The 24,465-nt window shown below is 55.2% G+C and carries 24 protein-coding genes; 12 read left to right on the forward strand and 12 right to left on the reverse strand.

The genetic code is table 11. The features are described 5' to 3' along the window. Positions 1-90: 90 nt before the first annotated feature. Positions 91-927, reverse strand: a complete 837-nt coding sequence (locus P0119_05800) for a transposase (protein MDF0665575.1) — start codon at positions 925-927, stop codon at positions 91-93. Positions 928-1,064: 137 nt separating this feature from the next. Continuing rightward, positions 1,065-2,051, reverse strand: a complete 987-nt coding sequence (locus P0119_05805; protein ID MDF0665576.1) for a nucleotide-binding protein — start codon at positions 2,049-2,051, stop codon at positions 1,065-1,067. A 524-nt stretch (positions 2,052-2,575) separates the two neighbouring features. On the opposite strand from P0119_05805, the gene thiS reads away from it, so the two are divergent. The 9 genes from thiS (at position 2,576) to P0119_05850 (ending at position 8,244) form a co-directional block, all read left to right on the forward strand. Then, a complete protein-coding gene (gene thiS, locus P0119_05810; protein ID MDF0665577.1) occupies positions 2,576-2,776 on the forward strand; it encodes a sulfur carrier protein ThiS in 201 nt (66 codons plus the stop codon). Beyond that, the gene (gene cysK, locus P0119_05815; GenBank protein ID MDF0665578.1) at positions 2,773-3,702 is read left to right on the forward strand and encodes a cysteine synthase A; all 930 of its coding nucleotides are present in this window, start codon (positions 2,773-2,775) and stop codon (positions 3,700-3,702) included. The genes thiS and cysK overlap by 4 nt, the downstream gene beginning before the upstream one ends. Before the next feature lie 138 nt (positions 3,703-3,840). Continuing rightward, positions 3,841-4,659 carry a molybdopterin-synthase adenylyltransferase MoeB gene (gene moeB, locus P0119_05820; protein ID MDF0665579.1) on the forward strand — a complete coding sequence of 273 codons (819 nt, stop codon included), beginning with the start codon at positions 3,841-3,843 and terminating at the stop codon, positions 4,657-4,659. A gap of 22 nt (positions 4,660-4,681) precedes the next feature. Beyond that, a complete protein-coding gene (gene thrC, locus P0119_05825) occupies positions 4,682-5,929 on the forward strand; it encodes a threonine synthase (protein MDF0665580.1) in 1,248 nt (415 codons plus the stop codon). Next, positions 5,926-6,198, forward strand: a complete 273-nt coding sequence (locus P0119_05830; GenBank protein MDF0665581.1) for a MoaD/ThiS family protein — start codon at positions 5,926-5,928, stop codon at positions 6,196-6,198. The genes thrC and P0119_05830 overlap by 4 nt, the downstream gene beginning before the upstream one ends. Positions 6,199-6,200: 2 nt before the next feature. Continuing rightward, the gene (locus P0119_05835) at positions 6,201-6,440 is read left to right on the forward strand and encodes an NIL domain-containing protein (protein MDF0665582.1); all 240 of its coding nucleotides are present in this window, start codon (positions 6,201-6,203) and stop codon (positions 6,438-6,440) included. Positions 6,441-6,513: 73 nt separating this feature from the next. Continuing rightward, a complete protein-coding gene (gene moeB / locus P0119_05840) occupies positions 6,514-7,317 on the forward strand; it encodes a molybdopterin-synthase adenylyltransferase MoeB (protein ID MDF0665583.1) in 804 nt (267 codons plus the stop codon). A gap of 1 nt (position 7,318) precedes the next feature. Then, entirely contained in the window at positions 7,319-7,828 is a 510-nt protein-coding gene (locus P0119_05845) for a M67 family metallopeptidase (protein ID MDF0665584.1), read from the forward strand. Positions 7,829-7,902: 74 nt separating this feature from the next. Next, entirely contained in the window at positions 7,903-8,244 is a 342-nt protein-coding gene (locus P0119_05850) for a hypothetical protein (protein ID MDF0665585.1), read from the forward strand. A gap of 71 nt (positions 8,245-8,315) precedes the next feature. Here P0119_05850 and P0119_05855 read toward each other — a convergent pair whose 3' ends face one another. The 9 genes from P0119_05855 to P0119_05895 form a co-directional block, all read right to left on the reverse strand. Continuing rightward, positions 8,316-8,513 carry a DUF2283 domain-containing protein gene (locus tag P0119_05855; protein MDF0665586.1) on the reverse strand — a complete coding sequence of 66 codons (198 nt, stop codon included), beginning with the start codon at positions 8,511-8,513 and terminating at the stop codon, positions 8,316-8,318. Positions 8,514-8,820: 307 nt separating this feature from the next. Then, positions 8,821-9,003 (reverse strand): hypothetical protein, encoded by a 183-nt coding sequence (locus P0119_05860; GenBank protein ID MDF0665587.1) that lies wholly within the window; start codon positions 9,001-9,003, stop codon positions 8,821-8,823. A gap of 334 nt (positions 9,004-9,337) precedes the next feature. Next, on the reverse strand, positions 9,338-11,062 hold the full coding sequence (locus P0119_05865) for an ABC transporter ATP-binding protein (protein ID MDF0665588.1): 1,725 nt from the start codon (positions 11,060-11,062) through the stop codon (positions 9,338-9,340). A gap of 22 nt (positions 11,063-11,084) precedes the next feature. Beyond that, entirely contained in the window at positions 11,085-11,630 is a 546-nt protein-coding gene (gene def / locus P0119_05870; GenBank protein MDF0665589.1) for a peptide deformylase, read from the reverse strand. Positions 11,631-11,685: 55 nt separating this feature from the next. Continuing rightward, positions 11,686-12,369: a HEAT repeat domain-containing protein gene (locus P0119_05875; protein ID MDF0665590.1), complete on the reverse strand. Its 684-nt coding sequence runs from the start codon at positions 12,367-12,369 to the stop codon at positions 11,686-11,688. Positions 12,370-12,526: 157 nt separating this feature from the next. After that, a complete protein-coding gene (locus tag P0119_05880; protein ID MDF0665591.1) occupies positions 12,527-15,598 on the reverse strand; it encodes a CusA/CzcA family heavy metal efflux RND transporter in 3,072 nt (1,023 codons plus the stop codon). A 48-nt stretch (positions 15,599-15,646) separates the two neighbouring features. Beyond that, positions 15,647-16,816: an efflux RND transporter periplasmic adaptor subunit gene (locus P0119_05885; protein MDF0665592.1), complete on the reverse strand. Its 1,170-nt coding sequence runs from the start codon at positions 16,814-16,816 to the stop codon at positions 15,647-15,649. 40 nt (positions 16,817-16,856) lie between these two features. Continuing rightward, a complete protein-coding gene (locus tag P0119_05890) occupies positions 16,857-18,176 on the reverse strand; it encodes a TolC family protein (GenBank protein MDF0665593.1) in 1,320 nt (439 codons plus the stop codon). A gap of 176 nt (positions 18,177-18,352) precedes the next feature. After that, positions 18,353-18,658, reverse strand: a complete 306-nt coding sequence (locus P0119_05895) for a hypothetical protein (protein ID MDF0665594.1) — start codon at positions 18,656-18,658, stop codon at positions 18,353-18,355. Positions 18,659-18,788: 130 nt separating this feature from the next. Here P0119_05895 and glgC point away from each other — a divergent pair, with 130 nt between their 5' ends. The 3 genes from glgC to P0119_05910 all read left to right on the forward strand — a co-directional run bounded on the left by glgC (position 18,789) and on the right by P0119_05910 (position 23,014). Next, positions 18,789-20,027, forward strand: a complete 1,239-nt coding sequence (gene glgC, locus P0119_05900; GenBank protein ID MDF0665595.1) for a glucose-1-phosphate adenylyltransferase — start codon at positions 18,789-18,791, stop codon at positions 20,025-20,027. Further along, entirely contained in the window at positions 20,002-21,861 is a 1,860-nt protein-coding gene (locus P0119_05905) for a helicase-related protein (GenBank protein MDF0665596.1), read from the forward strand. Before glgC ends, P0119_05905 begins: the two co-directional genes overlap by 26 nt. A 97-nt stretch (positions 21,862-21,958) precedes the next feature. After that, positions 21,959-23,014 (forward strand): DEAD/DEAH box helicase, encoded by a 1,056-nt coding sequence (locus P0119_05910; GenBank protein MDF0665597.1) that lies wholly within the window; start codon positions 21,959-21,961, stop codon positions 23,012-23,014. Between the two features lie 18 nt (positions 23,015-23,032). Here P0119_05910 and P0119_05915 read toward each other — a convergent pair whose 3' ends face one another. Beyond that, entirely contained in the window at positions 23,033-24,013 is a 981-nt protein-coding gene (locus P0119_05915) for an omptin family outer membrane protease (protein ID MDF0665598.1), read from the reverse strand. Between the last annotated feature and the right edge of the window lie 452 nt (positions 24,014-24,465).

Here is a 24,465-nt window from a genome sequence, read left to right on the forward strand (position 1 = left end):
CGTCATGGTCAAACCCCTTATCACGTTCGGGCCTAACGTTGGAGCTCAGCGGGAAATGATAGCAGGAAATGATAGGGTCAGGTCTTACATTCACACTCTGCCACGTTCCGCCTGCTTGAGACGCCGACTCACCGTAACATAATGGACCCCCAGGTGCTCCGCAATCTCTCGCAGTCGATAGCCGTGCTCTCGATAGGCCGCCGCGATCAGCTCGGCCTCTTTCCCTTGACGCCGAAACAGATGTGTCAGCGTGGGCCGTTGTGCCTGCGTCTGCCGCCGCGAAATTTCTCGCAATACTCGATCCGGCTGATGTTGCGCAATGAACACCTCAGAGCCGAGATAGATCTGTCCACGCAGTTGCTCCCAGGGCCGTGGCCCTTCTCGTCCTTCTGCCACAAACTGCCGATAGCGCAGGTGCGCCTCCTGCTGCCGCGTGCCAAATTGCCCAAGAATCCAGGTGGTCGACAGCCAGTGTGGCCCGGTGCGCTCCCCTGCTGTCACCAGATAACTACTCCAGGTCCAGAGGCGCGGATGGGCGACCATCTTGGCCCGGACCGGGTTCAGGACGACGTAGCGACACAGTTCGAGGAGATGCGCCTCCTTCTCCACCACAATCGCCGTGAACCGTCCTTGGAACAGGTGCCCCACCCGGTGATGCCGACGGTTCATCGCCTGCGTGTATGTGCCATTCAGCTGCCGCATGCCTCGTGAAAGATTCGGCTGCGGGGTTTCGATCAGCAGATGATAATGGTTGTCCATCAGACAGTAGGCGTGACAGCGCCAGCCGAAGCGATCGATGACGTGGCCCAGCCTGTCGAGGAAGAGCGTGCGGTCTCGATCATCGAGCACGATGTCCTGCCGGGCATTCCCGCGACTCGTGACATGGTAGACGGCACCGGGATATTCAAGGCGGAGCGGTCGTGCCATAGCTGGCAACCATACCAGAGGTCGTGTGATATTGTAAGACCTGACCCCCTAACCATGATAGCGACGAGGGTATCGCAAGCTCCGCTTTCCGACGGTTAGCTTCAGCGGCTTGTTAGCCGGTCACTGGCTTTTCTCCATTACCAGCCGTCGAGCATCTCTCGAACGAGACGCCTTTTTTCTACCTCGCTTCCCTTCCCCATCGTCAACGCGTGACTGTCGTCAAGGTTGCGCCGAAGTTGCACAAGTTTTATGACTGTTTCTTCTGGGCGGGATTCATCAGATTCCCAAAATTTGCCGTCTCCTTGCTCAATAACATTGGTGGAATCCTCGAAGGCGACTTCTCCCAAACCCGGGAGCCACGCAGTCGTCTTGGCATCGAGGCGCTGGCATTCTCTGACATAAACAATCTTCTTACCGTCGAGACGTGTTGCTGCACTCCTCCAGTTCGCCACGTGGGCACCGTCGGGGCCGTAGGCTTTGCCACCGAGTCGCACAGAGCTGTGGACGTCGTCCATCTCGATCGTGAGAAAACTCAGGGCTGGCGCCTCTCCCTTCAACAGAATCCGCTCCCACCACGTACCAGTGATGCGGTCAGCGAGCCTTCGCATGGCCGCTTGAGCGGCACGTCCTGCGTCACCGATTCTGGGGCGACTGGGAAGCGCAATCGTTGCATCATGGATCGCCTTTCCGATCCGGGCACACGCGGGGTCGAGCGCGGTGTCGAGATGCTGACCCGGCAACATCGAGAAGTTAGCGGGCTCGATACCGAGCAGATCACTCGGAAGCTTCAAATTAAGATCCCGCCGCTTGATCAGAAAACAGCGCTCGCGACCCAATCGTCCAAAAAACAATCCGAGTTCAAACACCACATTGTCGCGCGGCGACGCTGTCTCGGCCTCCCGGCTCGTGGTCCGGTCATCCGGCGTGAGGACCATGACGGCAAAGTCTGACGTATCCAGCAACCGCTCCAGCGACTCGATGTACACCTTCGTCAGCTGAAACGCCTCCGGCCATGGCCTGACCTCCGCCACTCCGTTCAGGGCTCGCTGCAATAACTTCTGGACCGCGCGAACGGTATCCAGTCCTTCGGAGGAAGATGCAACAAATACCTGAGGGAGAGTCACTGTCTTTTCACCTCCTGCGGCTCACTTCATCCGGCTAACAATGTTTAGACCGATCCGCATAAAAGCCGGGTCTGTCAATTTCCGTCCGTCTAACACGCCACGACAGTTCGTAAACAATTCTCAATAACCGTTGCTGTTTCAATGAGTTGCGACTCGTGGCCCATTTATCACGGGTTCTTATGCGGATCAGCAGAACACCCACCCCTGCATGGGTTCACATCCCATCCAGCGGGCTGCGGACACCGGACGGCCCTCGATGAAGGACATGGGTTTGGCATCATCGATCCTTCATCTCCCACGATCTCCAGGAGGAACCGGAACCAGCGCGGCACATTCTCCGCAGATCTACGAACTCCGTCAAGCCTCGCCCTGCCATGTGGCAAGATCCACCCCTGCATGCGGGACGGAATGAATCCAAATCTTCAGGTCATGACTCTAACAGCCCACACGGTCGCCTTGACAAGCAGAGCATGCCTTTGCTAGGTTCAAAATTCTTTAATCTCTAAGCCAACTTGGGAGAATCTGTGCTGGTCAAGATCAATGGAAAGCCGGAAGAGATTCACGGCGGAACCGTCCTCGATTTGCTGAAGACAAAGAACATCGAGCCGCAGATGGTCGCCGTCGAGGTCAACGACAAGGTGCTGGATCGTGACCATCTTGCCACGACTCACCTCAAGGAAGGTGATCATGTAGAGTTCCTCTTTTATATGGGAGGAGGCCGGTGAGTACGGCGCTGCATAACGATATCACCGAGCTGATCGGCAAGACTCCGCTTGTTCGCTTGAACCGTCTTTCAAAACCTGGCTCGGCGACGATTTACGGAAAAGTTGAGTTTTTCAACCCCGGCGGCAGCGTCAAGGATCGGATCTGCCTCAATATGATCAACGAGGCAGAACGTCAGGGGATGCTCAAGCCGGGTGGAACTATCGTTGAGCCGACCAGTGGAAACACCGGTATCGGACTGGCCTTGGTCGCAGCAGTGCGTGGGTACAAACTCATCCTCGTCATGCCGGAAAGCATGAGCATGGAACGGGCCAGTTTACTGTCCTCATATGGCGCACAGCTGGTGTTGACACCGGCCTGGGAAGGTATGAAAGGGTCCATCAAGGAGGCGGAAAGCATCTTGGCCCAAAATCCGTCGTACTTCATGCCGGATCAATTCTCGAATGCCGCCAACCCCGCCATGCACCGAATGACGACGGCACCGGAAATTTGGGACGCGCTCAGAGGGAACATCGATGCGTTTGTGGCGGCTGTTGGAACCGGCGGGACCATCACAGGATGCGGTGAAGTCTTCAAGGAAAAGAACCCGCACATCAAAGTGATCGCCGTCGAACCGGCGACCTCACCGGTCTTGTCCGGCGGCGATCCAGGGCCTCATAAGATTCAAGGGATCGGCGCGGGCTTTATTCCCAAAGTCCTCAACCGAAAAATTCTCGACCGCGTGATCACCGTGACGGATGACGAGGCCTATCAGACGGCGAAACAACTCTCGAAGAAAGAGGGCCTGCTGGTGGGCATTTCCGCCGGCGCCAATGTGTTCGCTGCTCAAAAGATCGCCGATGAACTGGGACCCGGCAAGAATGTCGTCACGATCCTGTGCGACACAGGTGAGCGTTACATCAGCATTGAGAAATACTTCAACATATAAGAACGCTGAAAATGGCTTCCAACTTTGTTCTCGGCTCAAAAAAATCCTCAACGTACCCCAGAGGGTACGCCTCCGGTTTTCTTTTGCCTGCGGCCTCGTTGGAAACCCATTTTGAGCGTTCTTGACACCACTGATTAAATGGAATTCACTGAAGAACAAATAAATCGTTACAGCCGGCATATTCTGCTCCCTGAGGTCGGCGGCAAAGGGCAGAAGAAAATCGCCAAATCCCGGATTCTTCTCGTCGGTGCCGGTGGTCTCGGCTCCCCTGCCGCACTATATTTGTCTGCAGCAGGAGTCGGCACGATTGGTTTGATCGACAGTGATGTGGTGGATCTGACTAACCTCCAACGTCAAATTCTTCACCATACTCCAGACGTGGGCCGCCCGAAGGTCCTCTCAGGCAAGGAAAAGATCCAGGCGTTGAACCCCGACGTCTCCGTGTCGATGTACGAAGAACGGCTCACGGCGGGAAACGCCCTCAAGATCTTCGGCGACTATGATGTCGTGATCGACGGTGTCGATAATTTCACGGCGAAGTTTCTGATCAACGACGCCTGTTTCTTCGCGGGGAAGCCGCTGGTCCATGGCGGCATTCTGCGATTCGATGGACGCGTGACAACGATCATCCCCAAGAAGTCAGCCTGCTATCGTTGTGTATTCAAAACGCCTCCGCCGCCTGGTTTCGTTGCTTCCTGCCAGGAGGCCGGAGTTATCGGGGTCCTGGCGGGCATTGTCGGAACGATTCAGGCGACGGAGGCATTAAAGCTTGTCCTCGGGATCGGGAGGCCGCTGACGGACCGTCTGCTCGACTTCGATGCGCGCAAAACTCAATTCCGGGAAATCAAGGTCCGACGAAATCCGAATTGTGCGCTCTGCGGGGACCATCCGACGATTACCGAGTTGTTCGACGATGGGGACCCCTATGCCGGATGCGACATACGTCCATCTGCATAGCGTTTGATAAGGTGGTGCGACGATGAACAAAATGAAAGCGCTGGTTTGCCGCGAGTGCGGCAAGGAATACCCGACGAAGGCGATCCACGTCTGCGAAATGTGCTTCGGTCCCCTTGAGGTGAAGTACAACTACGACGAGATCAAGAAGACCATTTCTCGTAAAAAGATCGAGGATGGTCCGCGCAGCATGTGGCGCTACCTCGACCTGCTGCCGGTCGAAGGGACGAACTTCGTGGGTCCACATGCCGGATTCACCCCGCTCGTACGCGCCAAAAATCTCGGCGCCTATCTCGGGCTTGACGAGCTCTACATCAAAAACGACACGGTGAACCATCCAACCCTGTCGTTTAAGGACCGTGTCGTCGCCGTGGCCCTCACGCGCGCGCGCGAGCTCGGTTTTGAAACAGTGGCTTGCGCATCGACCGGCAATTTGGCGAACTCGGTCGCCGCCCATGCCGCATCCGCCAATTTACACTGTTACGTGTTCATCCCCGGCGACCTTGAGGCCGCGAAGGTGCTCGGCAATCTGATTTATAAGCCGCACGTCGTCGAGATAGAAGGAAACTATGACGATGTCAACCGGCTCTGCAGCGAGATCGCCGGTGAACATGGATGGGCATTCGTGAATATCAACATTCGTCCTTATTACGCAGAAGGCTCAAAGACCCTTGCCTTTGAGACGGTAGAACAACTGGGATGGAAAACGCCCGATCAGGTCGTCATTCCAATGGCATCGGGTTCTCTTTTGACCAAGATTTGGAAAGGTCTGCATGAGATGAAGGCCTTGGGCCTCATCGATCGCGTTGGCACCAAGATCAACGGCGCCCAAGCAGAAGGCTGCTCACCGATCTCTACAGCATTCAAGGCGGGCCGCGACTTCTTCAAGCCTGTGAAACCACAGACAATCGCCAAATCCCTGGCCATCGGCAACCCCGCCGATGGCTACTATGCACTCAAAGCCACTGCCGAGAGTCATGGATCCATGGATATGGTGACGGATGAGGAAGTCGTGGAAGGCATTCAGCTCCTGGCCCAAACCGAGGGCATCTTCGCGGAAACAGCCGGAGGCGTCACGATCGGTGTGCTCAAGAAGCTCGTCAAGCAAGGGGTGATCAAAAAGGATGAGGTGACGGTGGCCTATGTCACCGGCAATGGATTGAAGACACAGGAAGCCGTGATCGATTCCGTCGGCCGCCCAGTACGTATTCAGCCTAGCCTGGTGGACTTCGAAAAGACCTTTAAGATGGGAAAGAATGGCGGTGCCGCATGATTAAAGTTCGTATTCCGACTCCGCTTCGTCCCCTGACCAAGGGCCAGGGCGAGGTCGAGACCAACGCCGACAGCGTGGTCGAGATGATCGAGGCGTTGAACAACACACATCCCGGCATCAAAGATCGTCTGTGCGATGAAACAGGAGAACTCCGTCGCTTCGTGAACATCTACGTCAACGAGGAGGACATTCGTTTCCTCAAGGGGAAAGACACGTCCCTCAAGGATGGCGATGAAGTTTCCATCGTTCCGGCGATTGCGGGAGGATAGTCATGTCACATCTGCGTTTCCATATTCGTTTTCCTGAAGACAAGATCAGAGAGCCGATTATCTATCAGATCGGGCGCGAGTATAACGTCGTGACCGATGTCCGGCGGGCCGATGTTCGCGACACCACAGCCTGGGCGGATGTGGAGCTTTCCGGTGATACCGGGGAAATTGAACGGGCCGTCGCTGGGCTGCGAGCCAAAGGCTGTGTCGTCGATCCGATTGAATTGAACGTGGTGGAGTAGGAACGTGAACATTAACCGTGAACCGTTGATCGAGTAATAGACACGTTTGCGATTCACGAATAACGTTTAAGTCATGGAACTGACCGAACAACAAATCGAACGATACAGCCGGCACATCATCCTTCAGGATGTCGGAGGAAAAGGCCAGCTGAAGTTGAACAAGGCCAAAATACTATTGATCGGCGCAGGTGGACTAGGCTCTCCAGCCGGGCTGTACCTCGCTGCCGCCGGTATTGGGACAATCGGCTTAGTCGATGGGGATGTCGTTGACCTCTCGAATTTGCAACGACAGATCATGCACTCGACCGCAACGCTCGGCCAGCCGAAGGTCGAGTCAGGCCGGAAAACCTTGTCGGCCATTAACCCTGATATCACCATCAAGACGTATCATCAGCTGGTCGACGCAGAAAATATCCTCTCCCTCGTCTCGCAGTACGATATCGTGCTCGATGGCTCGGACAACTTTACGACACGTTTCCTGGTCAATGACGCCTGTTTCTTTGCCAAGAAAACATTGATCTCCGCCAGCATGTTTCGGTTCGAGGGACAACTGACGACGATCAAACCGCACCAAGGCTATCCCTGCTACCGCTGTCTCTATCCTGAGCCCCCGCCGGCCGGGTTAGTCCCAAATTGTCAAGAGGCCGGTGTGCTTGGCGTCCTAGCCGGCACGATGGGAATTCTCCAGGCGTCAGAAGCGATCAAAGAAATCCTCGGCATCGGAGAGACGATCGCTGATAAGCTATTGATCTACGATGCGCTCGAGATGAAGTTCCGAAAGGTGGGCCGGCCCAAGGATCCAGCTTGCCCTCTGTGCGGCTCCAATCCCACCATCAAAGATCTGAGCAGTGACTACACGGTCACTTGCACGATTTAACGTGGCCGACCTCATCATCCCTCGACAGATTCTCGATGAGATCATCGTCCATGCCAAGGAACTCACTCCGTACGAATGTTGTGGGCTCCTGGCTGGAACCAATGGAGTGGTCAGCCGTCTCTATCGGATCAAGAATATCGTCGCGATGGAGGGTGCGCAGAATCTCTCTTCGTTTGATTCGGCAAAGGCTGCGCATCTCGAGCGGCTCTCGCCGGCTGAACGAGCGGAAATCGCCTTTGTCATGGACATGCAGGATTTCTCAACCGCCAAGAAGGACATGCGTAACCAAGGTCTCGAACTTCAAGTGGTCTATCACTCGCACCCTCACGATCCAGCCCGTCCCTCGGTCACCGACATCAAAATCGCCACTGACTATGAAGAGATCTGGCCGAAGATCAACTTGCCCCTTCCCGCCTATCTCCTGGTCTCGCTCATGACTTTTGAACCGGACGTGAAGACCTACTGGATCAAATCCGGTCGCGTTGCTCCCGTCGACGTGCTCATCCGCTAGACTAAATTTTACGGTTCACATCGCCGCCAGAATGTACTAATGTTCCTTTACGGACTGAAAGAGGAACAGTGCACATGCATGTTCGACGACGACTATTCAGCTTTGGCTTTTCCCTCGCTCTGTTCGGGATTGCTCTCATACCAATGACGGTCCTCGCCGAGGATCGCAGTTTTTACAGCCCCGTGATTTACATCGACAAGGAGCAGAATCAGATTCTCATCTCGACGAGTGCCAGTGTGTTTTATATCGAAGTGCCTGAAGCCGCCAAGCCGCACATGGAAAAACTTCCCATTTCCGGCCTTGTGGATTTCGTCGTTGAGATGCGGGGAGATGATAAACGTCCGCTGATCAAAACCTGGAAGGTCAAATCAGGCGAATCGACTTGTATGTACTTTGATGGAAAGGAGTGCAAATAACGGTAGGGCGATGCCTTAGCCGCTTTCCCGTCAAGATTCCTACACACCACTACGATGCCCGACGGTCAGGACTAGGCCGCGATGCCTTCAACGATCAAATGATTGACGTCCGTGCGCTGGCTTGCATGCTCAAAAGTAATTGCGCAGACATTACCTTTCGTATCCACATCAAGAATGGTATTTTCGTCCAGATCTTTAGATTCGGCGATGTCACCGGCACGGAATTCAATATACAATGTGTCGGTATCTTGAAAATAACTGATTTTCATGGCGCATACCTTCTATCAAAAAATGCATTGTGAACGGTCTCCCCATCGCGCAGCAAGATGACTCGCAGATACCGGTTGTCCCTTTCGGCAATTCTGGCCCATCGCCTGATTCGGCCATCAGCCTGTATGTACTCCTTTTCCGGATGACTCACAACAAACTCGATCCATTCGTTCCTAATGAGTTTTCTATCCGGCCTGGTCCTGGTTGCTCGGAAATAACGCGTCGTTTTCAACGAGGTGGACCTAGAAGATCAACTATTCCGAACCCCGCATCACGTCCACCGATAAGGAGTGACTGATATCGAGTTTATTCGCCGCTGCCGGCCATGTCGTCGATGAGGGGTCGATTGATGTCGGTGCAACCAAGGCACATGGTGTCGAAAAGGGCTTCAAAATCGGCCACAAAGTTCTTGGCATCCGTTAGTTTCTCAGCCACCACATGCTCATGGCAGGTGTCGCACAGCATAATGAGGCCACGAGAGACTGCCACTGTTTTCCTTCCACCGCTTCCCATTCGCTACACCGATCCTTTTTGAAGGGCTACAAAGAAATCTTCGGCCTCGAGATCGATTCCGCACTGTCGACATTCATACGGCCGATCCGGTTCTGGAACATTCAAGGGAGTACGATCGATTTGCCCTCTGCAGACGTGGTAGAAGCGTCCTCGCGCATGTTCGTCGTCCAGCGGATCACTCTCGTACACCAGCACCATCAACCAACCATATCCAATAGTTCGCTCCAAAGAGTATACCGAGCTTTTCTTCGGACCCGCAACTCCCCAAGGCAACACGTGCTGAAGTTGAAATCAACGAATGTCTCTTCCATTACACTTGGAACTGAGCTTCATAGAGACTCGCATAGACTCCTCCTCGGCTGAGCAGTTCGTCATGTCGGCCTTCCTCCACTAAACGACCTTTATCGAGCACCAAGATCCGGTCCACGTCATGAAGCGTTGATAATCGATGGGCGATGATGAATGTGGTCCTACCCATTGTGAGTTCGGCCAATGCTTCGCGGATCTTCACCTCGGTCTCGGTGTCGATGTTCGACGTGGCTTCATCAAAAATGACGATGGGCGGATCTTTCAACAACGTTCGTGCGATTGACACTCGCTGCTTTTGTCCGACCGACAGCTTGACACCCCGCTCACCGATCCACGTATCGTATCCCTCCGGAAGCGCCGTGATAAATTCATGTGCCCGCGCGGCACGGGCCGCCGCTTCCACCCGATCTTGGTCCGCATTCAAATCACCGTACAGCAGATTGTCCTTCACCGTTCCGTTGAACAAGAACGGCTCCTGTTGTACGAATCCGATTTGTTGCCGCAGGTAGGCAATCGGCAGATCGCGGATATCCTTCCCATCGATGAAGATCGCTCCGTCGGTGACGTCGTAAAATCGCATCAACAGCTTCAGGACTGTGCTCTTCCCCGCCCCACTCATCCCGACCAGTGCCACACGTTCTCCTGCCGGTACAGTCGCAGAGAATCCTTTCAGCACCGGAACATCGGCTCGATAATGGAACCGCACCTGATCGAAATGAACTGCTCCATGGGCACGATGGACCGGAGCGATTGCATGAGGCCGATCGGCGACTTCCGGAACCGTATCCAGCACCTCAAACACCCGCTCACTCGCCGCCAACGCATGTTGCAACATATGATTGACCGAATGAATCTGATTGATAGGCACGTAGAACATCGCCAAGTAGGACAGAAACAACACCAACTCGCCGAGCGTGAGACGGCCTTCCATGACCTCCCCTGCACCGTACCAGAGGATCAAGACGGTTCCAAAGGCGGCCACCAGAATCATTCCCGGCGAATATACCGACCACAACACCATCGCTTGAAGGTTCTTGTCGCTATAGGCTTGGCTCAGCCGGTCGAACCTCGCTTGTTCATGTCCCTGACGGCCGAATCCCATCGTCTCTCTAATACCGGACAAAGCATCCTGTAAGTAGCCATTCAACTCAGCGGCGCTCTGCCTGGTCTCTCGATAATATCCGTGTACTTTTGAGGTAAACCAACTCGCGGACAAGGCAAGCAATGGAATCGGCAGAAGCGAGAACGCTGCCAGTTTCCAGTTGAGCATGAATAAAAGCCCCGTGATCCCGATCAGGGTGAGCGACGCCGTCAACATGCCTTCCAATCCATCGATAAAGATCCGCTCGACATGCTCCGTGTCGTTGGTCACCCGGGACATGATTTCCCCCGTCGATCGATCCTCAAAATAGCTGATGGACAATCGTTGGAGGGCGGAGAAGACATGCCGGCGAAGATCGTGGACCACCGTCTGCTCAAGTTGATTATTCAGCCGGATTCTGAGGGAGGCAAACAGATTTTTGAGCACATAGGCGCTCACCAGAAGCCCGATCGCCCATGGCAGCAATGACGCCTGCTTCGCCTGAATCACATCGTCGATGATGATCTTGATGACCCAGGGAGGCACCAGCTCCATCGCCGTCGCACCAGCGGCGCAGACCAGTGTCGCAATTGCAAGGGCGCGATGGGGACGAAGGTATTGTAAGACGCGAAGAAGCGCTTTCACGGTCGGCTCGGCCGGGCAGGTGTCAGATGACCTTCGTAGGCTCTTTTTTCCAATACTGTGAGAACTCGTGCAGCTGAGTGAGGGTGGACAGATCGGTCATGCGATCAAGAAACACTTTGCCGATCAAGTGGTCGAGTTCGTGCTGAATACAGACCGCGTACAATTCTGTCGCCTCGAAATCCAGGTGTTTTCCCTTTCGATCCAGACCTTTGACCCGCACCAGGGAAGGCCTCGTGACTTTCCCTCGCAAGCCGTCGACACTCAAACATCCTTCCCAAGTTTCCACCTGTTCAGGCCCGTAGTAGACGATCGACGGATTAATGAGCACGGTCTCAGGGAATCCGCCCTCGCCCTGGCACCCCATCACGACCAATTGAATCGAGTGCGAAACCTGGGGCGCAGCCAATCCAATGCCCGGCTCATCGTACATCGTTTCAAACATGTCGTCGATCAATCGTTGCAGTTCGGAGGACTTGATCTCCCTCGGGTCCACCGGAGCGGCGATCTTGCGAAGGATAGGATTCCCCAGCTTGGCGATTTTCAGCATCGTTCCTGTCTTCAGTTTCATGACGGGATATTCGTAACATAGGAGTCTTCCGGCCCGCAACCTCCCCTGTTTGTCGCTACAAGCTCCGTTTCGGGCGCCGCGGCTCTGGAATCTCAAAAACGTCTTTGTTGGCGTCCCACCACTCAACCCATTCGTTCGACCACACCGCCCGATCCTGCTTGGTCGAGGTATCCCAATCATGGAATTCGGTCTCGTGGCGGGTCAAGATCCAGAGCGATTGCAGCGCCGACAGCGCCACGAAGCGTTCGTCGTCGCTCACCATGGGAATCAAGATGGGGATGACGGCCTTCTGTCGAACATATCGTGCCTCGAATGCCGCTGCCTTTCTGACGGACGGATTTGGATCTTTTGCCATCACTTCGATCGCCTCGGGTGCCTTCGACGGATCCAGACGAATGGCGACCCGGAGGGCGTGTTCCCGCACACGGGAGATTTCGCTCGGCTCCTTGGCTGTAGCGACGAGTGCTGGCACCCCCGCAACTCCTTTCATCATCAGTAACGTTTCGATCGCATTGTATCGAATGCGTGGGCTCGGCATGGTCAAGGCCTTCACGAGAACCGGAACAGACGGCTCTCCTAGATGCACGAACTCTCCCATCGCCCAGAATTCCTGCTTGCCCTCAAGCAACGGCAGCAAGGCTTCAGCCCGCTTGAGCTCTTCGGGGCTCAGCGGATTCTTATTTGGAGGAATTGAGACATCAGGAATATCCTGATTCGTGGGCGGTGTCTCATACGGCACTTGGACCGGCCATACCGGGGACGGACCGGCCCATCCGGAATGCGGTGCCGTTCCACCAGCCAGTGCGATCGCCAGGATAACCCAGATCCTGAGTGAAGAAAGAATGGTTCACGATGTGGGCGCCTCCTTTCATCCTGCTAGGAAATTCTTGACGGCTCTATTCAATTTCTTCACGCACATCCCGTTTGTGCAAGATCTCGTAGAGAACCGGCAATACCACGAGAATTAAGAATGCCGCCGTCAGCATCCCACCGACCACCACACGGGCCAACGGCTGTTGCGCCTGAGCACCGATCCCGGTCGCGAGGGAGGCGGGTAGGAGTCCGATCGCCGCGCCCAAGGTGGCCATCAGAATCGGGCGCATCTGTACATCGACACCGCGTAACACGGCCTGCCGCAAGTCGAGCCCGGTCCTTCTGAACTCTTCAATGCGTGAGATCAACAACACACCGCCCAATATCGCGACTCCCAACGTCGAAATCATCCCCACCGCGGCCGAAATACTGAAATGGGTATGCGTGATCACCAACGACAGAACACCACCCACCAACGCGAAGGGAACAGCCGCCAACACCAGCAACGCATTTTTTACTGAGTCAAATGTCGTATAGAGCAGGAACAGCATGATGACGAGGCTCACGGGAACGATTGTGGTCAGCCGTTTCTGCTCCTCCTTGAGTTGATCGTACTGCCCGGCCCATTCCATGTGGTAGCCCTCTGATAGGGTGACGTGCTGCGCCAACTTCTCCTGAGCTTCTTCAATCGTACTCTGAAGATCGCGGTCGCGCACACTGAACTTGATCGGGATATACCGGTGGTTGTTTTCGCGGTAGATGATGAAGGCTCCGGTCTGCATGGTGATGGCCGCCAGCTGTTTGAGCGGAATGCGTGCCCCATCCGGCGTGCTCACCAGAATATTGCCGATGGAATCGATATCCCGACGATACTCCGGAAGAAACCTGACGACCAGATCGAACAGCTTCTCTCCTTCATACACTTGGGTTACCGCTTGACCACCGACGGCGGCCTGAACGACCGCATTGACATCGGAGACCCGCAACCCATAACGGGCGCTCGCTTCGCGATCGACTTGAATCAGCACATTCGGTTGACCGATCAACCGGAAGATGCCCAAGTCCTTCACGCCGAAAACCGTTTTCATCACCGCTTCGATCTCGACGGCGCTCGCATCCATGATTTTGAGATCGGACCCGAATAGTTTGATCGAGTTCTCGCCCTTCACACCGGACATGGCCTCTTCCACGTTATCTTCGATGACCTGAGAAAAATTGAAAATAACACCGGGAATGGTTTTCAGCCGATGCTCGATTTCTTCGATAAGATCATCTTTGCTCAATCCTCGACGCCATTCCGATTCGGGTTTAAGATTCGCCAAGAATTCCCCATTAAAAAAGCTGGTAGGGTCCGTCCCATCATCCGGCCGTCCCAGCTGTGAAACGACCGTTTCCACCTCGGGCGAGTCCTTGAACATGCGACGGATGTCGTTCGTCAATCGATCGGCCTGATCGAAAGAAATATCCACCGGCATCGTGGCTCGAACCCATAGATTTCCTTCCTCCAGGGCCGGCATGAATTCACCACCCAGCGATTGCAACGCAATAAACGCGAGCAGCACCAAGCCGGTCGCAAACCCAACCACCATGATCCTATGTTCTAACGCCCATACGACAATCCTGGCATTGGCCTTGCGTAGGGCTCCGACCACGACCGTATCGGTTTCTCTGATCGGCGACCGCAGGAGGAATGAACAGAGCACGGGCGCGAGCGTAAACGCGATCAAGAGCGCACCACACAGAGCAAACCCATACGTCATGGACATGGGTGCGAAGATCTTTCCAGGCACTCCGGTCATCGTAAAGAGCGGCACAAAAGCCACCACGATGATCGCCGTGGAAAAGACGATAGGCCTTCCGACCTGGCGAGCGGCCCGGATGATATGGTGGTGAGTCGTGAGCCCCTGTGCCTCCCGATGCGCCAACTGGAAGAAGATGCTTTCGACCATCACCAACGTTGCATCCACGATGATCCCGAAGTCGATCGCTCCCAAAGATATCAAATTGGCTGACTGTCCGACGAACACCATCATCGTGAAGGTAAACAGCAGCGAGAGCGGGATGGTCAGCGCGACGATCAACGCCGCACGGAGGTCGCCGAGAAATACGATCAAGAGCATGAACACGAGCACCATGCCGCTGATAAGAATGTCTGTGACCGTCTTCACGGTCGTGTTGATCAACACTGTTCGATCGTAGAACGTCTTGATCTTGACCCCGGAGGGCAGTTTCAACCCATTTAACTCCTCAACCTTGGCCCGTACTTTATCGAGGACCGTTAAGGCCTTATAGCCACGTTGCTGGAGCACAACGCCTTCCACCACGTCATCTCGATCATCGATCCCCACTTTTCCGAGGCGCACGCGATGCCCTACGGTCACCGTTCCCAAGGTCTTGACGAAGATCGGCGTTCCATCCTTTTCAGCCACCATCACGTTTTCAATGTCATCGAGATCATTGATGAGGCCCAGCCCTCTAATGTTGTAGCTCTGCGCACCGATCGTCAAATAGTTGCCCCCGACATTGGCGTTGCTGTTCGCCAAGGCGGCCATGATTTGCGAAAGATTGACGCCGTAGCTGATCAGTTTTCCCGGGTCGATATCGACATGATATTCTTTCGTGGTGCCGCCGAATGTCGTCACGTCGATGACACCCGGCACACGTTTGAACGCCCGCCGGACCTGCCAGTCCTGAGTGGTTTTGAGATCGGTCACACTCTGGTCCTGGCCGGTCAACTCATACCGATAGATCTCGGCAATGGTCCACCAGGGAGACAGTACGGGTTGCACACCTTGAGGCAGTTGAACGGAGTTAAGCCGATTCAACACTTCCTGGCGGTCTTGAAAGAGCTCAGTGTCGAAGTCGAAGTACACCTTGACATCGCTGAGACCGAAAATCGAGAGCGACCGGATATCGGTGAGTCCGGGGGTCCCGCTCAAGGCGACTTCGATGGGGATGGTAATTTGCCGCTCAACCTCCTCGGCTGAATATCCTGGAAGTTGGGTGATCAACTCCACCATTGGAGGGGAAGGATCAGGATAGGCCACAATGTCGAGAAGATGAAATGCGTAGAGACCACCGAATAAGAGCAGAACCCCGAACGTGCAGACCAAGAACCGCTGTACCAGTGAGATCTCGACGATTCTAACGATCATGAATTCATCGTAGGCGGCGGCGCTGCGGAGGCAGGACAAACTCGGCGATTATGTACCCTTGACCTGTTCCCCTTTGATCAAGACGGCGCCCTTCGTCACGATCCGCTCTCCCTGCGTCAACCCTTCGAGGACACGAGTCTGATTCGGCGAGATATTCGCGGTCCTCACTTCCCGCTTTACGTACCGGTTTCCTTCTTCAACTACATAGACAAACTGCTTGCCGTCGATTTCCAGTACCGCTTCACGTGGCACCGTGAGAAATGGTCCGGTGCCACTGACGTCGAGTTGCAGCCGAGCAAACATTTCCGGTTTCAGTTCGTGCGTCACATTTTTGACGAGAGCTCGAACCTTGATCGTTCTGGTCACAGGATCGACCACGTCTCCCACCGCTATGACGTTGGCCGGAAAATCAGCATCAGGGTACGCTTCAACTTTCACGACAGCCGACTGGCCTTCCCGTACAAGCGCGAGGTCTCGCTCGTAGACATCGGCCACAACCTCCAGCACGTCGAGATCGGCGATAGTGAACAGCACATGGTCGGCATCCCCGGTCACCGACTGACCAGGCGTAACGGTACGTTCGACGACGACCCCGGTCAACGGACTCTTCAGCTCAAATCGAGATGTGATCTGCTGTTTATCTAGAGGTTTGCGCAGCTCTTCCGGCGCAATCCTGAGCGAAAGCAACCGTTCTTTTGCACGGCGAAACTCCGCTCTGGCTTTGATCAATTCATTTTCGGCCAGTTTCAAATCTTTCAGGGAAAGCGCCTTGTCCTCGTAGAGATCCTTGGCCAACTCATATGCCCTCGTCGCATACTGCAATTCAGAGTCCTCTTTGACATATTCCGAGTAAGCCTGCGCGATATCCGGACTATCCACGATGAGTAAAATATCCCCGGCTTTTACCCTCCCCCCCAGACGGGCTCGCACTTCCACAACCCGCCCCTGTAACGGGGAGGAAATCCGGGAGTACCGGTCCTCGCCATAGGCGATCTTACCCGAGAGGGTTAAGCCTTGCCGAGATGGACCAAGCTCGACGATCATCGTCTCGACATGCGACAGAGTCTCGTTCTTGATAGGCTGGTGTGTTGCCGCATCGAGCCTTGGAGGCTGATCGCTTTGACCGCATGTGGAAAGAAATAGGAGGATCACGGTCAAGGCGAGGGCTAAGGACAATTTGGGGAAACACGTGCAGGAATACACCAGCAGGGCTTTCATCTGTGAATATGAGACCTCAACCCGATCCTTGTCGGCCGCCTCATGATGCGATGTCCTGTCCGACGGCACTCTCCAGTTGAATCACATTCCGTTGGTAAGTGAACAAGGCTTCAATATAGTTTTGCTGAATCGTCCTCGATGTCCTCGCCGCATCGAGCAAATCAAGCAGAGTGACTCCACCGCGTTCATAGGCCCGCTCCACGATCGCAATCGCCGACCGCGCATCATCAAGCACCCCTTCCAGGAACGCTTCGACCAATCGACGACTTTCGATCAAGTTGCGGTAGGCGACATCCACTTGATTCTCGACTTGATTCAGCGTCTTGTCGAGGTCCGCCCCCGCAACCTGCACCGCAGCTTCCGCCTGCATGATACCGCCTTGATTGCGATTGAACAACGGCAGCGGCACACCCAGACTGAAAGCCATCTGATTAGGGTTGTCGGGTCCTTGCGAGCCTTGGGTGCCATAGCCAGCCCCGACGGTCACATCGGGAATCCGGTACGCTTTGGCGAGCTTCAGTTCGGCCGCGCGCTGTGAGAGCGTCATTCGCTTTGTACGAACGTCGGGGCGCGCGTCGATGGCCACGGCACGGAGCTTGGCGATGTCGGGATCCCACCGTTTGTAGTTCAGTCCGGTTGTGAGTTCCATCTCACTCGCCGGGGATACTCGCAACAATTGCCGAAGATCCGATCGGGCCGACTGCGCTTCTTGAATGGCTTGAATCACTTGCGAGTGAAAATCGATAAACTGTAGCCGGATACGGATCAAGTCGACCTCGGCAATATAACCTTTCTTGAATCGAACCGTATTGACATCGAGAATCCGCGAAAACCGGTCCCGATTTTCTTCTGCCAAAGCCAGCCGTCTCCGCGCTAATTGAACGCGGTAGTAGGCGTCCTTGAGGGCGAAGCTGAGTTGCCGAACTGCGTCTTCGAAGGCGGCCTCGGCAGAGTGAAGTCCGAAGTCGGCGCTTTCGATCCGATAACCCCGTTTGCCCGCCAATTCGAACAGCTGCTGAATTTGAGAAGTGATCTGTCCGCTGCTACCCAGTGTGCGTCCCTGGACCGGGGAACTGACCAGCCCCATAGAGGCAACCGGGTTCGGAAACAATCGGGCGGTAATCTGCTGCCCCTTGCTGAACTCGATCCCGTATTTCGCGATCAGCAGATCAAGGTTCTGACGTAAAAAGAGCCCGATCGCCTCTTCGAGGCTCAATCGTAGAGCCGGTGCCGGAAAGATTCGTGCAGCTGGATCTGGACCGACAGGCGTCGATTGCGCAGCCGAGAGGGATTCCCCGGTAAAGCTACTGCTGCTCACCATCGCGAGGCAGAAAAATGTTCTACACAGTCGTTGAATCATTCTCCCAGCACGCCATATGCGGTCTCTGCGGATTATGCGGGAAAGAACCGCGGTTCCCTGGAGGGCCTAGCAACTCATTGCTGTGGAATGGATTGTGTTTGCAACAGCCCTGATTTCACGAGGCTGACGAAGTCCAGCAGGAGGAGCTGAAGCCAGCGGAACCTCGTGTTCCGCGATCAGCGGTCCACGCCGACCTTGGCGTCCGTTTCACGGAGATGCTTCCTGACGCGCACTTTCTCGTGATGTTTGCGGAGCAACTGTCGACGGATAATGTCGCTGTTTTCCGCCACAATCCTGACCAGCCGATCCATATCTTCAGCATGATCCCGAACAAGTTCGGACAGTTTCTGCATCTGCCCTTCCAATCTCTCCAGACGCCCTGTCATGTCGTTCAAGGGATCGGCGGAGGGCTTCACCGAAAGCTTCGCCGCTCGTCGGTTGGTGCTTCGAAGTAGCCCGGTGACAACGACGTCGCGCTTCATGCTGACTCCTTTACCTCAGACTCTTTTCAACCCGTCGACCAGGTCCGGGCCTAGTATTATCCGCATGAAACTGGAAGTCAACGATTCCGCTTCCTTTCTATTTCCTACGGGTCCTGCTACAATCCGGCGCGTGAAGAACATTTTCACCATGGTCTTAGCAGGCGGCAAAGGCGAGCGACTCTTCCCGCTGACGGACCAACGTGCGAAGCCGGCGGTTCCCTTCGGCGGCAAGTATCGTATCATCGATTTTACTCTAAGCAATTGTCTGAACTCAGGACTCCGTAGGATCGTCGTTCTCATTCAATATAAGTCGCACTCCCTCGATCGCCACATCCGGAGCGGCTGGAATATTCTCAACGCTGAACTCGGCGAATATATCGCTTCCGTCCCGCCTCAACAGCGCATCAACGAAGATTGGTATCGTGGCACCGCCGACGCCGTGTATCAGAACCTGTTCTTGATCGACGACGAACAGTCGGAGTTCCTGCTGATCCTCGCCGGCGATCACATTTACAAGATGAACTATGCGGAGATGTACCACTGGCTCATCGCCAAGAGCGCGGATGCGGTCGTCGGCGCCATCGACATTCCCGTCCAGGAAGCCACTCGCTTCGGAGTCATCGCGGTGGATAAAGACTACCGGATTACTCGCTTCGATGAAAAACCGGCGCATCCCATTCCGCTACCCAATGACCCAGCCCATGCCTTCGGCTCAATGGGTATCTACCTATTCCGTACCAAGGCGATCCGGGAACATCTCATCGCCGATGCACGAGAGGACAGTGCGCATGACTTCGGGAAAAACATCATTCCGCGGATGATCAAGCAAGGGCGTGTCTATGCGTTCAAATTTCAAGATGCGAATAGAAAGGCCGTCCAGTATTGGCGCGACATCGGAACGCTCGATGCCTATTGGGAAGCGAATATGGACCTGGTGGCCGTCGACCCACAATTTAACTTCTACGACTCCGAGTGGCCGATTCGCACGTACCAAGGCCAGTTCCCCCCGGCTAAGTTCGTGTTCGCGCAGGACTATCAAGGAGGCCGGATGGGCGTCGCTCTCGACTCAATCGTCTGCGGCGGATGTATCGTCTCGGGAGCTCGCGTCCAGAACTCCGTGCTTTCCCCGAACGTGCGCGTCCAGGATCACGCCGACGTCCGGGAATCCATTCTCATGGAAAACGTGACGATCGGGGAGCATAGCCGTATCAGGCGCGCCATCATCGATAAGGATGTGACGATCCCTCCTCATACTGAAATCGGCTACAACCCGGAGGCCGATGTGCAACGGTTCACCGTCACCGACTCGGGGCTCGTCGTGATCTCAAAGGGAATGAAACTGCATGCCGCCGTCGATCCATCCGGTTGATCTCATCACTGCGCTCCGTCACAAACATCTCACGCCGGTCATCGTGTTTCTCACCTCACGCCGGGCCTGCGACGAAGCCATGGAGACCTTTGACCATGTCGATCTCGTACTCCCGCCGGCACGACAAGAAGCGATCGCCGTCGCTCTTGAACGGATCACGGTTCAACACCCCAGCATTGCCGAGCATCCGTTGATTCCTCTCGTGCGGCGGATCGGGATTGCCGCCCATCATGCCGGACATCTGCCTTCTTGGAAAATCGCGATCGAGGAACTGATGCGACAAGGTCATCTCGATGCGGTATTTGCAACGACAACCTTAGCGGCGGGCGTCGATTTTCCTGCCCGCACGGTCGTGATTACCCAATCGAGCATTCGCAAGTCCCGTGACTTCACCGACCTGACCATCGGCGAAGTCCAGCAAATCGCCGGTCGAGCCGGCCGCCGCGGAAAAGATCACGTGGGGTTTGCGATCGTGACTCCTTCTCCGTATATCGATCTAGCGGTGCTGACCAAAGGGTTGACCGGACAGCCGGAGGCCATCAACAGTCAGTTTACAATCAGCTACCCGATGGTCTTGAACCTCTTGAAGGCCCATCCCCATGAGCAGATTCAAGGAATCTTGGCCAAGAGTTTCGCTCAATTTCAACTGAATCAGCGCGCTGAACTTCTCGAGCAAAAACTAGACGCACTCCATGTGCAGATGGAACCGTTCGGTCCTCGCGTCTGCACGGACTGGATCACCCAATGGCACACCTTCGACCATGCACGAAGACACCGCCATATGCGGCATCAGACGCACCGATCAGAATCGCCGGAAATCTCGGCTCGGTTGCCGTTCCTGACGCCGGGCCGTGTCGTAGGACTCGGCAGAGGTCGCGGGATTGTGCTCCGGCAATATCGGAGCAAGGGCCAAAAGAATTCCATGCTCACCGTCTTACGACCGGACAGCGCCGTCACCGAATGCCCTGTCACCAGCGTGAAAGAAGTCTACGATCGCACGTACGACTGCGCGGAGACCCCGACCTATCCCTGGTGTTCGACCGACACGTTCGATCGACTCAGCCATCAATTAGAAGAACTGCCGTCGCATGTGCCCGAGCTTCCAATACTCGTATCTCTCGGCATCGAACCTCTGCCTGATGCCATCGTTCAATCGTTAGGTGACTTCCCCTGCCCGACTTGTCCTTCGCGACCAACCTGCCAGAAAGACTTCGCGACGGCATCGCGACTTCGCCAGGAACAACAGCGCCATATGAAATCCATCCAAGCGCTCCGGACCAGTTTGTGGCACCGCTTTCGAGAGCTGGTAGAAGTGCTGCAGAAATTCGGGTATCTCACCTCGGCGACACAATTGACGATCGAAGGCGAATGGGCAAGGCTGATCCGCATCGATCATTCGCTGCTGATTACCGAACTGATCCGCGCCGAAGCCTTTACCGGGGCAGACCCGTCCCTCCTCGCCGGCGTCTTGGCCAGTTTGGCACACGATGATGATCGTCCCGGGGCGTTTCCTCGCATCAGTCCTGGGCTGAGTTCCCTGCTCGGACAGGTTCGAAAATTGGCGGAAAGTTTATCGCCCTACGAAGACCCTCCCCTCCTACGCGCCGATGTGGCGGCGTTGGTTGAGCGTTGGATCAGCGATCCCGCCCTCACATGGATCGGACTCTGTCGACTGACCACGATGGCGGAAGGCGATATCTACAGATTACTGGCTAGAACCTTGGAGTTTCTGTCGCAGGTGCAGGCCTTAAAATCTACGCATCCCGGCCTCGCCGAATCCGCTTCGCAAGCGATCACGTTGATCCGACGCGGGGTGTTGGAGGAACTACCGTGAAAGGGCGCGAGAAAAGCGCGACAGGCGTGAAATGCGGGACATGGCCGTCTCGCGTTTCGCGCGAGTCCCGCCGGTCTCGCGACAACGTGGCTTAGTTATGACTACCGACGAGCTTGAACAACTGCTTGCACAGCAACCCGTGGCACTCTTGCATCGCCTGGCCCGTGGACGCGTCCATCGGCACTTTCGTGCCGGCAAGAGGCGACTGATCGAGCTGCTTCTTCAGCATTCAAGCCAGAATCGTACCGGCTTCGAATCCGATCTACAGACCTTGATCGGCGAACGACACTCTCAGCTAGAGTCCGAATCGGCCCACATCCATCATGCTCCAGCGATCGCTCCCAAGAAGGCATCGCCACGCGGAACAGACCCGGACTCCGCTGAAACCGCCATCTCACTATCGGCCTGGCTGGAAGGCCTCGGCGTTCCTTCTCCGCAACCATTTGTCCCGGACCCATGGCAGAACGAGGCTTTGTCCGCTCTGAATGAAGCCGACGTCGTCATCAGCGTCCCCACCGGCAGCGGAAAGACGTATGTGGCCGTTGAAGCTGCCCGCCGAGCCATGGAGGACAATCGCACGGTCATTTACACGTCGCCGCTCAAAGCATTGTCCAACACGAAGTATACGGAGTTTTCTCGAATCTTCGGTCCCGATACAGTCGGCATTCTTACCGGAGATCGCCAGGAAAACGGGCAGGCGCCGTTGCTCATCATGACGACGGAAATCCTGCGAAACCTGCTCTACGATGCCGCCGGCGGAGAAATCGATGTGCGGTTAGACACGCTGGGGCTTGTCATTTTGGACGAGTCACAATATCTCGCAGACCCTGAACGAGGGGTGGTGTGGGAAGAAACCATTATCTTCTGTCCTTCACAGGCCAGATTACTGTTGCTCTCTGCCTCGATCGGCAATCCGCAGGACATCGCCGATTGGCTGACCTCAATCCGATCCACTGTCTGCCGGCTCGTGCGTCACAGCAAGCGCACCGTACCCCTCAGAGCCGGTTATCTGCATCCAAACGGCAAATTGACGCCGCTGTTTAGGACTTTGGGAATCCCCTACGGTCACCCAAACCACCTTCACCCAGAGACCAAACGCCTTTTCCTTGAGTATGAAGAAGAAACCCTACCGACCGGACGTCCAAGACGATAGACTCCCTTTTTCAAGGGTTTAAAAAGAGCCGGTCAGTCCGACGATGACACCGTGGCGGAGAGTTTGAAGCTCAGTGAGAGGAGCGGTCACCGGCTCGCTCCCGATGGGATAACCTTCCCATCTGCCATAATAGGTCCTGTTCCACATGACGCGATACCCACCTGTGAGCGAAAGCCGACGGGTCAGCTTGATACTTATTGAGGGCTCGGCACTCGCACCTAATCCGAGGCCCCACATCGAAAAGCTCGGGTCCTGCTGCAAATCCCTTCGTTGATAATGGATATCCTCGTTGAAGACGATGCTGACCGGCGAAAATGTGAACCTGAAATTTGCGGTGACTCGCTGCATGACTCGATACTCAAGTTGTCCCCCAACATGGAGCGGCGTAATCCACTGGGTCGTATTCTTGATCGCAGGAAAGCTGGACGTAGGGGGATTGCAACCAATGACCGACGAATCGCAAACAATTCGACTAAACCCGGTTGCCTCGTACGTCGTGCTCCAATACTGAAACCCTGCCAGTACATCGAAATGTCCGCGGCCGTCTGGAAATTCGACTGCGCGGTACCCCGCATTCGCCTGAACATACCAGGTTCCCTTCCCGGTGATGTCGCTGCTTGTGCGCGAGAACAACCGCTGTCCTGCGAGATAATCATCATCGATCAACGAGCCGCGATCAAAGTCCACGGAAAAGGCGAACTCTCCCTGTAACGACAATCGTCGAGTCACATGCACGTTCGCTCCAAGCCCGACAAGCTGGGTATCGTTGTCTTTGTAAGTCAGCTGAGAGGTAGGGTCACCGAGTCGAGGGTCGAGCCCAGATGCATTTTGACTCCATTGTGTTTCGCCCGCCGTAAACAGCCAGGGTCTTATGGACAATTCCAGGCGCGGCCGTACTTGAGGGTTCGGGTCTAGCCCCCAGCTCGGAGGGGGCGAAGCAATCAGCAACAGAAGAACCATAGATGAACAGGCCGTAGCATGTACCCGCCGTACTTCCATCAACACACTATCTCTCCACAATGAATGACGATCTGTATAATCGATCTCCAGCCTTATATGCTGAAACAATTTGTTGCTGCGACCATATGAATCCTACGGGAGCCGATGCAGCATAGATAGGTTTTTTTCAATCTCTCGCAGGCGAGATGTGTCGCGGAGACGCACCGGATCGTTCAGCACCGGATGTCATGACATAACCACGAGTGGCCAACTTGACCTGTATAGGATCGAACCTCGATTCCAGGCGCGACACTCAACTCGAAGAGTTTCATGCCAGAGCGCACTACAGATTTTCGCTTCGTCAATTCCCTAGTCTCTGGGATCAGGCAATAAGAAACTCTGAGTAACCATTCTGGATTTTCTTGTCCCTTCCCAGTCTTTATGAAGGTTGCACCCTTCACCTTCTACAGTTTGGAACATCGATTACCTTCTCTAACAGGCTGCGGAAAAAC

It is taken from the genome of Nitrospira sp., assembly GCA_029194665.1.
Lineage (GTDB): Bacteria > Nitrospirota > Nitrospiria > Nitrospirales > Nitrospiraceae > Nitrospira_D.

What these genes read in the sequence shown, in the direction of transcription:
- P0119_05895 (MDF0665594.1), bottom strand. Translation starts at nt 18,658, where the DNA reads ATGAAGCGCGACGTCGTTGTCACCGGGCTACTTCGAAGCACCAACCGA.
- P0119_05880 (MDF0665591.1), bottom strand. Translation starts at nt 15,598, where the DNA reads ATGATCGTTAGAATCGTCGAGATCTCACTGGTACAGCGGTTCTTGGTC.
- P0119_05850 (MDF0665585.1), top strand. Translation starts at nt 7,903, where the DNA reads ATGCATGTTCGACGACGACTATTCAGCTTTGGCTTTTCCCTCGCTCTG.
- P0119_05915 (MDF0665598.1), bottom strand. Translation starts at nt 24,013, where the DNA reads ATGGAAGTACGGCGGGTACATGCTACGGCCTGTTCATCTATGGTTCTT.
- moeB (MDF0665583.1), top strand. Translation starts at nt 6,514, where the DNA reads ATGGAACTGACCGAACAACAAATCGAACGATACAGCCGGCACATCATC.
- P0119_05910 (MDF0665597.1), top strand. Translation starts at nt 21,959, where the DNA reads ATGACTACCGACGAGCTTGAACAACTGCTTGCACAGCAACCCGTGGCA.
- P0119_05800 (MDF0665575.1), bottom strand. Translation starts at nt 927, where the DNA reads ATGGCACGACCGCTCCGCCTTGAATATCCCGGTGCCGTCTACCATGTC.
- moeB (MDF0665579.1), top strand. Translation starts at nt 3,841, where the DNA reads ATGGAATTCACTGAAGAACAAATAAATCGTTACAGCCGGCATATTCTG.
- P0119_05885 (MDF0665592.1), bottom strand. Translation starts at nt 16,816, where the DNA reads ATGAAAGCCCTGCTGGTGTATTCCTGCACGTGTTTCCCCAAATTGTCC.
- P0119_05855 (MDF0665586.1), bottom strand. Translation starts at nt 8,513, where the DNA reads ATGAAAATCAGTTATTTTCAAGATACCGACACATTGTATATTGAATTC.
- P0119_05905 (MDF0665596.1), top strand. Translation starts at nt 20,002, where the DNA reads ATGCCGCCGTCGATCCATCCGGTTGATCTCATCACTGCGCTCCGTCAC.
- thrC (MDF0665580.1), top strand. Translation starts at nt 4,682, where the DNA reads ATGAACAAAATGAAAGCGCTGGTTTGCCGCGAGTGCGGCAAGGAATAC.
- P0119_05830 (MDF0665581.1), top strand. Translation starts at nt 5,926, where the DNA reads ATGATTAAAGTTCGTATTCCGACTCCGCTTCGTCCCCTGACCAAGGGC.
- P0119_05890 (MDF0665593.1), bottom strand. Translation starts at nt 18,176, where the DNA reads ATGATTCAACGACTGTGTAGAACATTTTTCTGCCTCGCGATGGTGAGC.
- P0119_05835 (MDF0665582.1), top strand. Translation starts at nt 6,201, where the DNA reads ATGTCACATCTGCGTTTCCATATTCGTTTTCCTGAAGACAAGATCAGA.
- def (MDF0665589.1), bottom strand. Translation starts at nt 11,630, where the DNA reads ATGAAACTGAAGACAGGAACGATGCTGAAAATCGCCAAGCTGGGGAAT.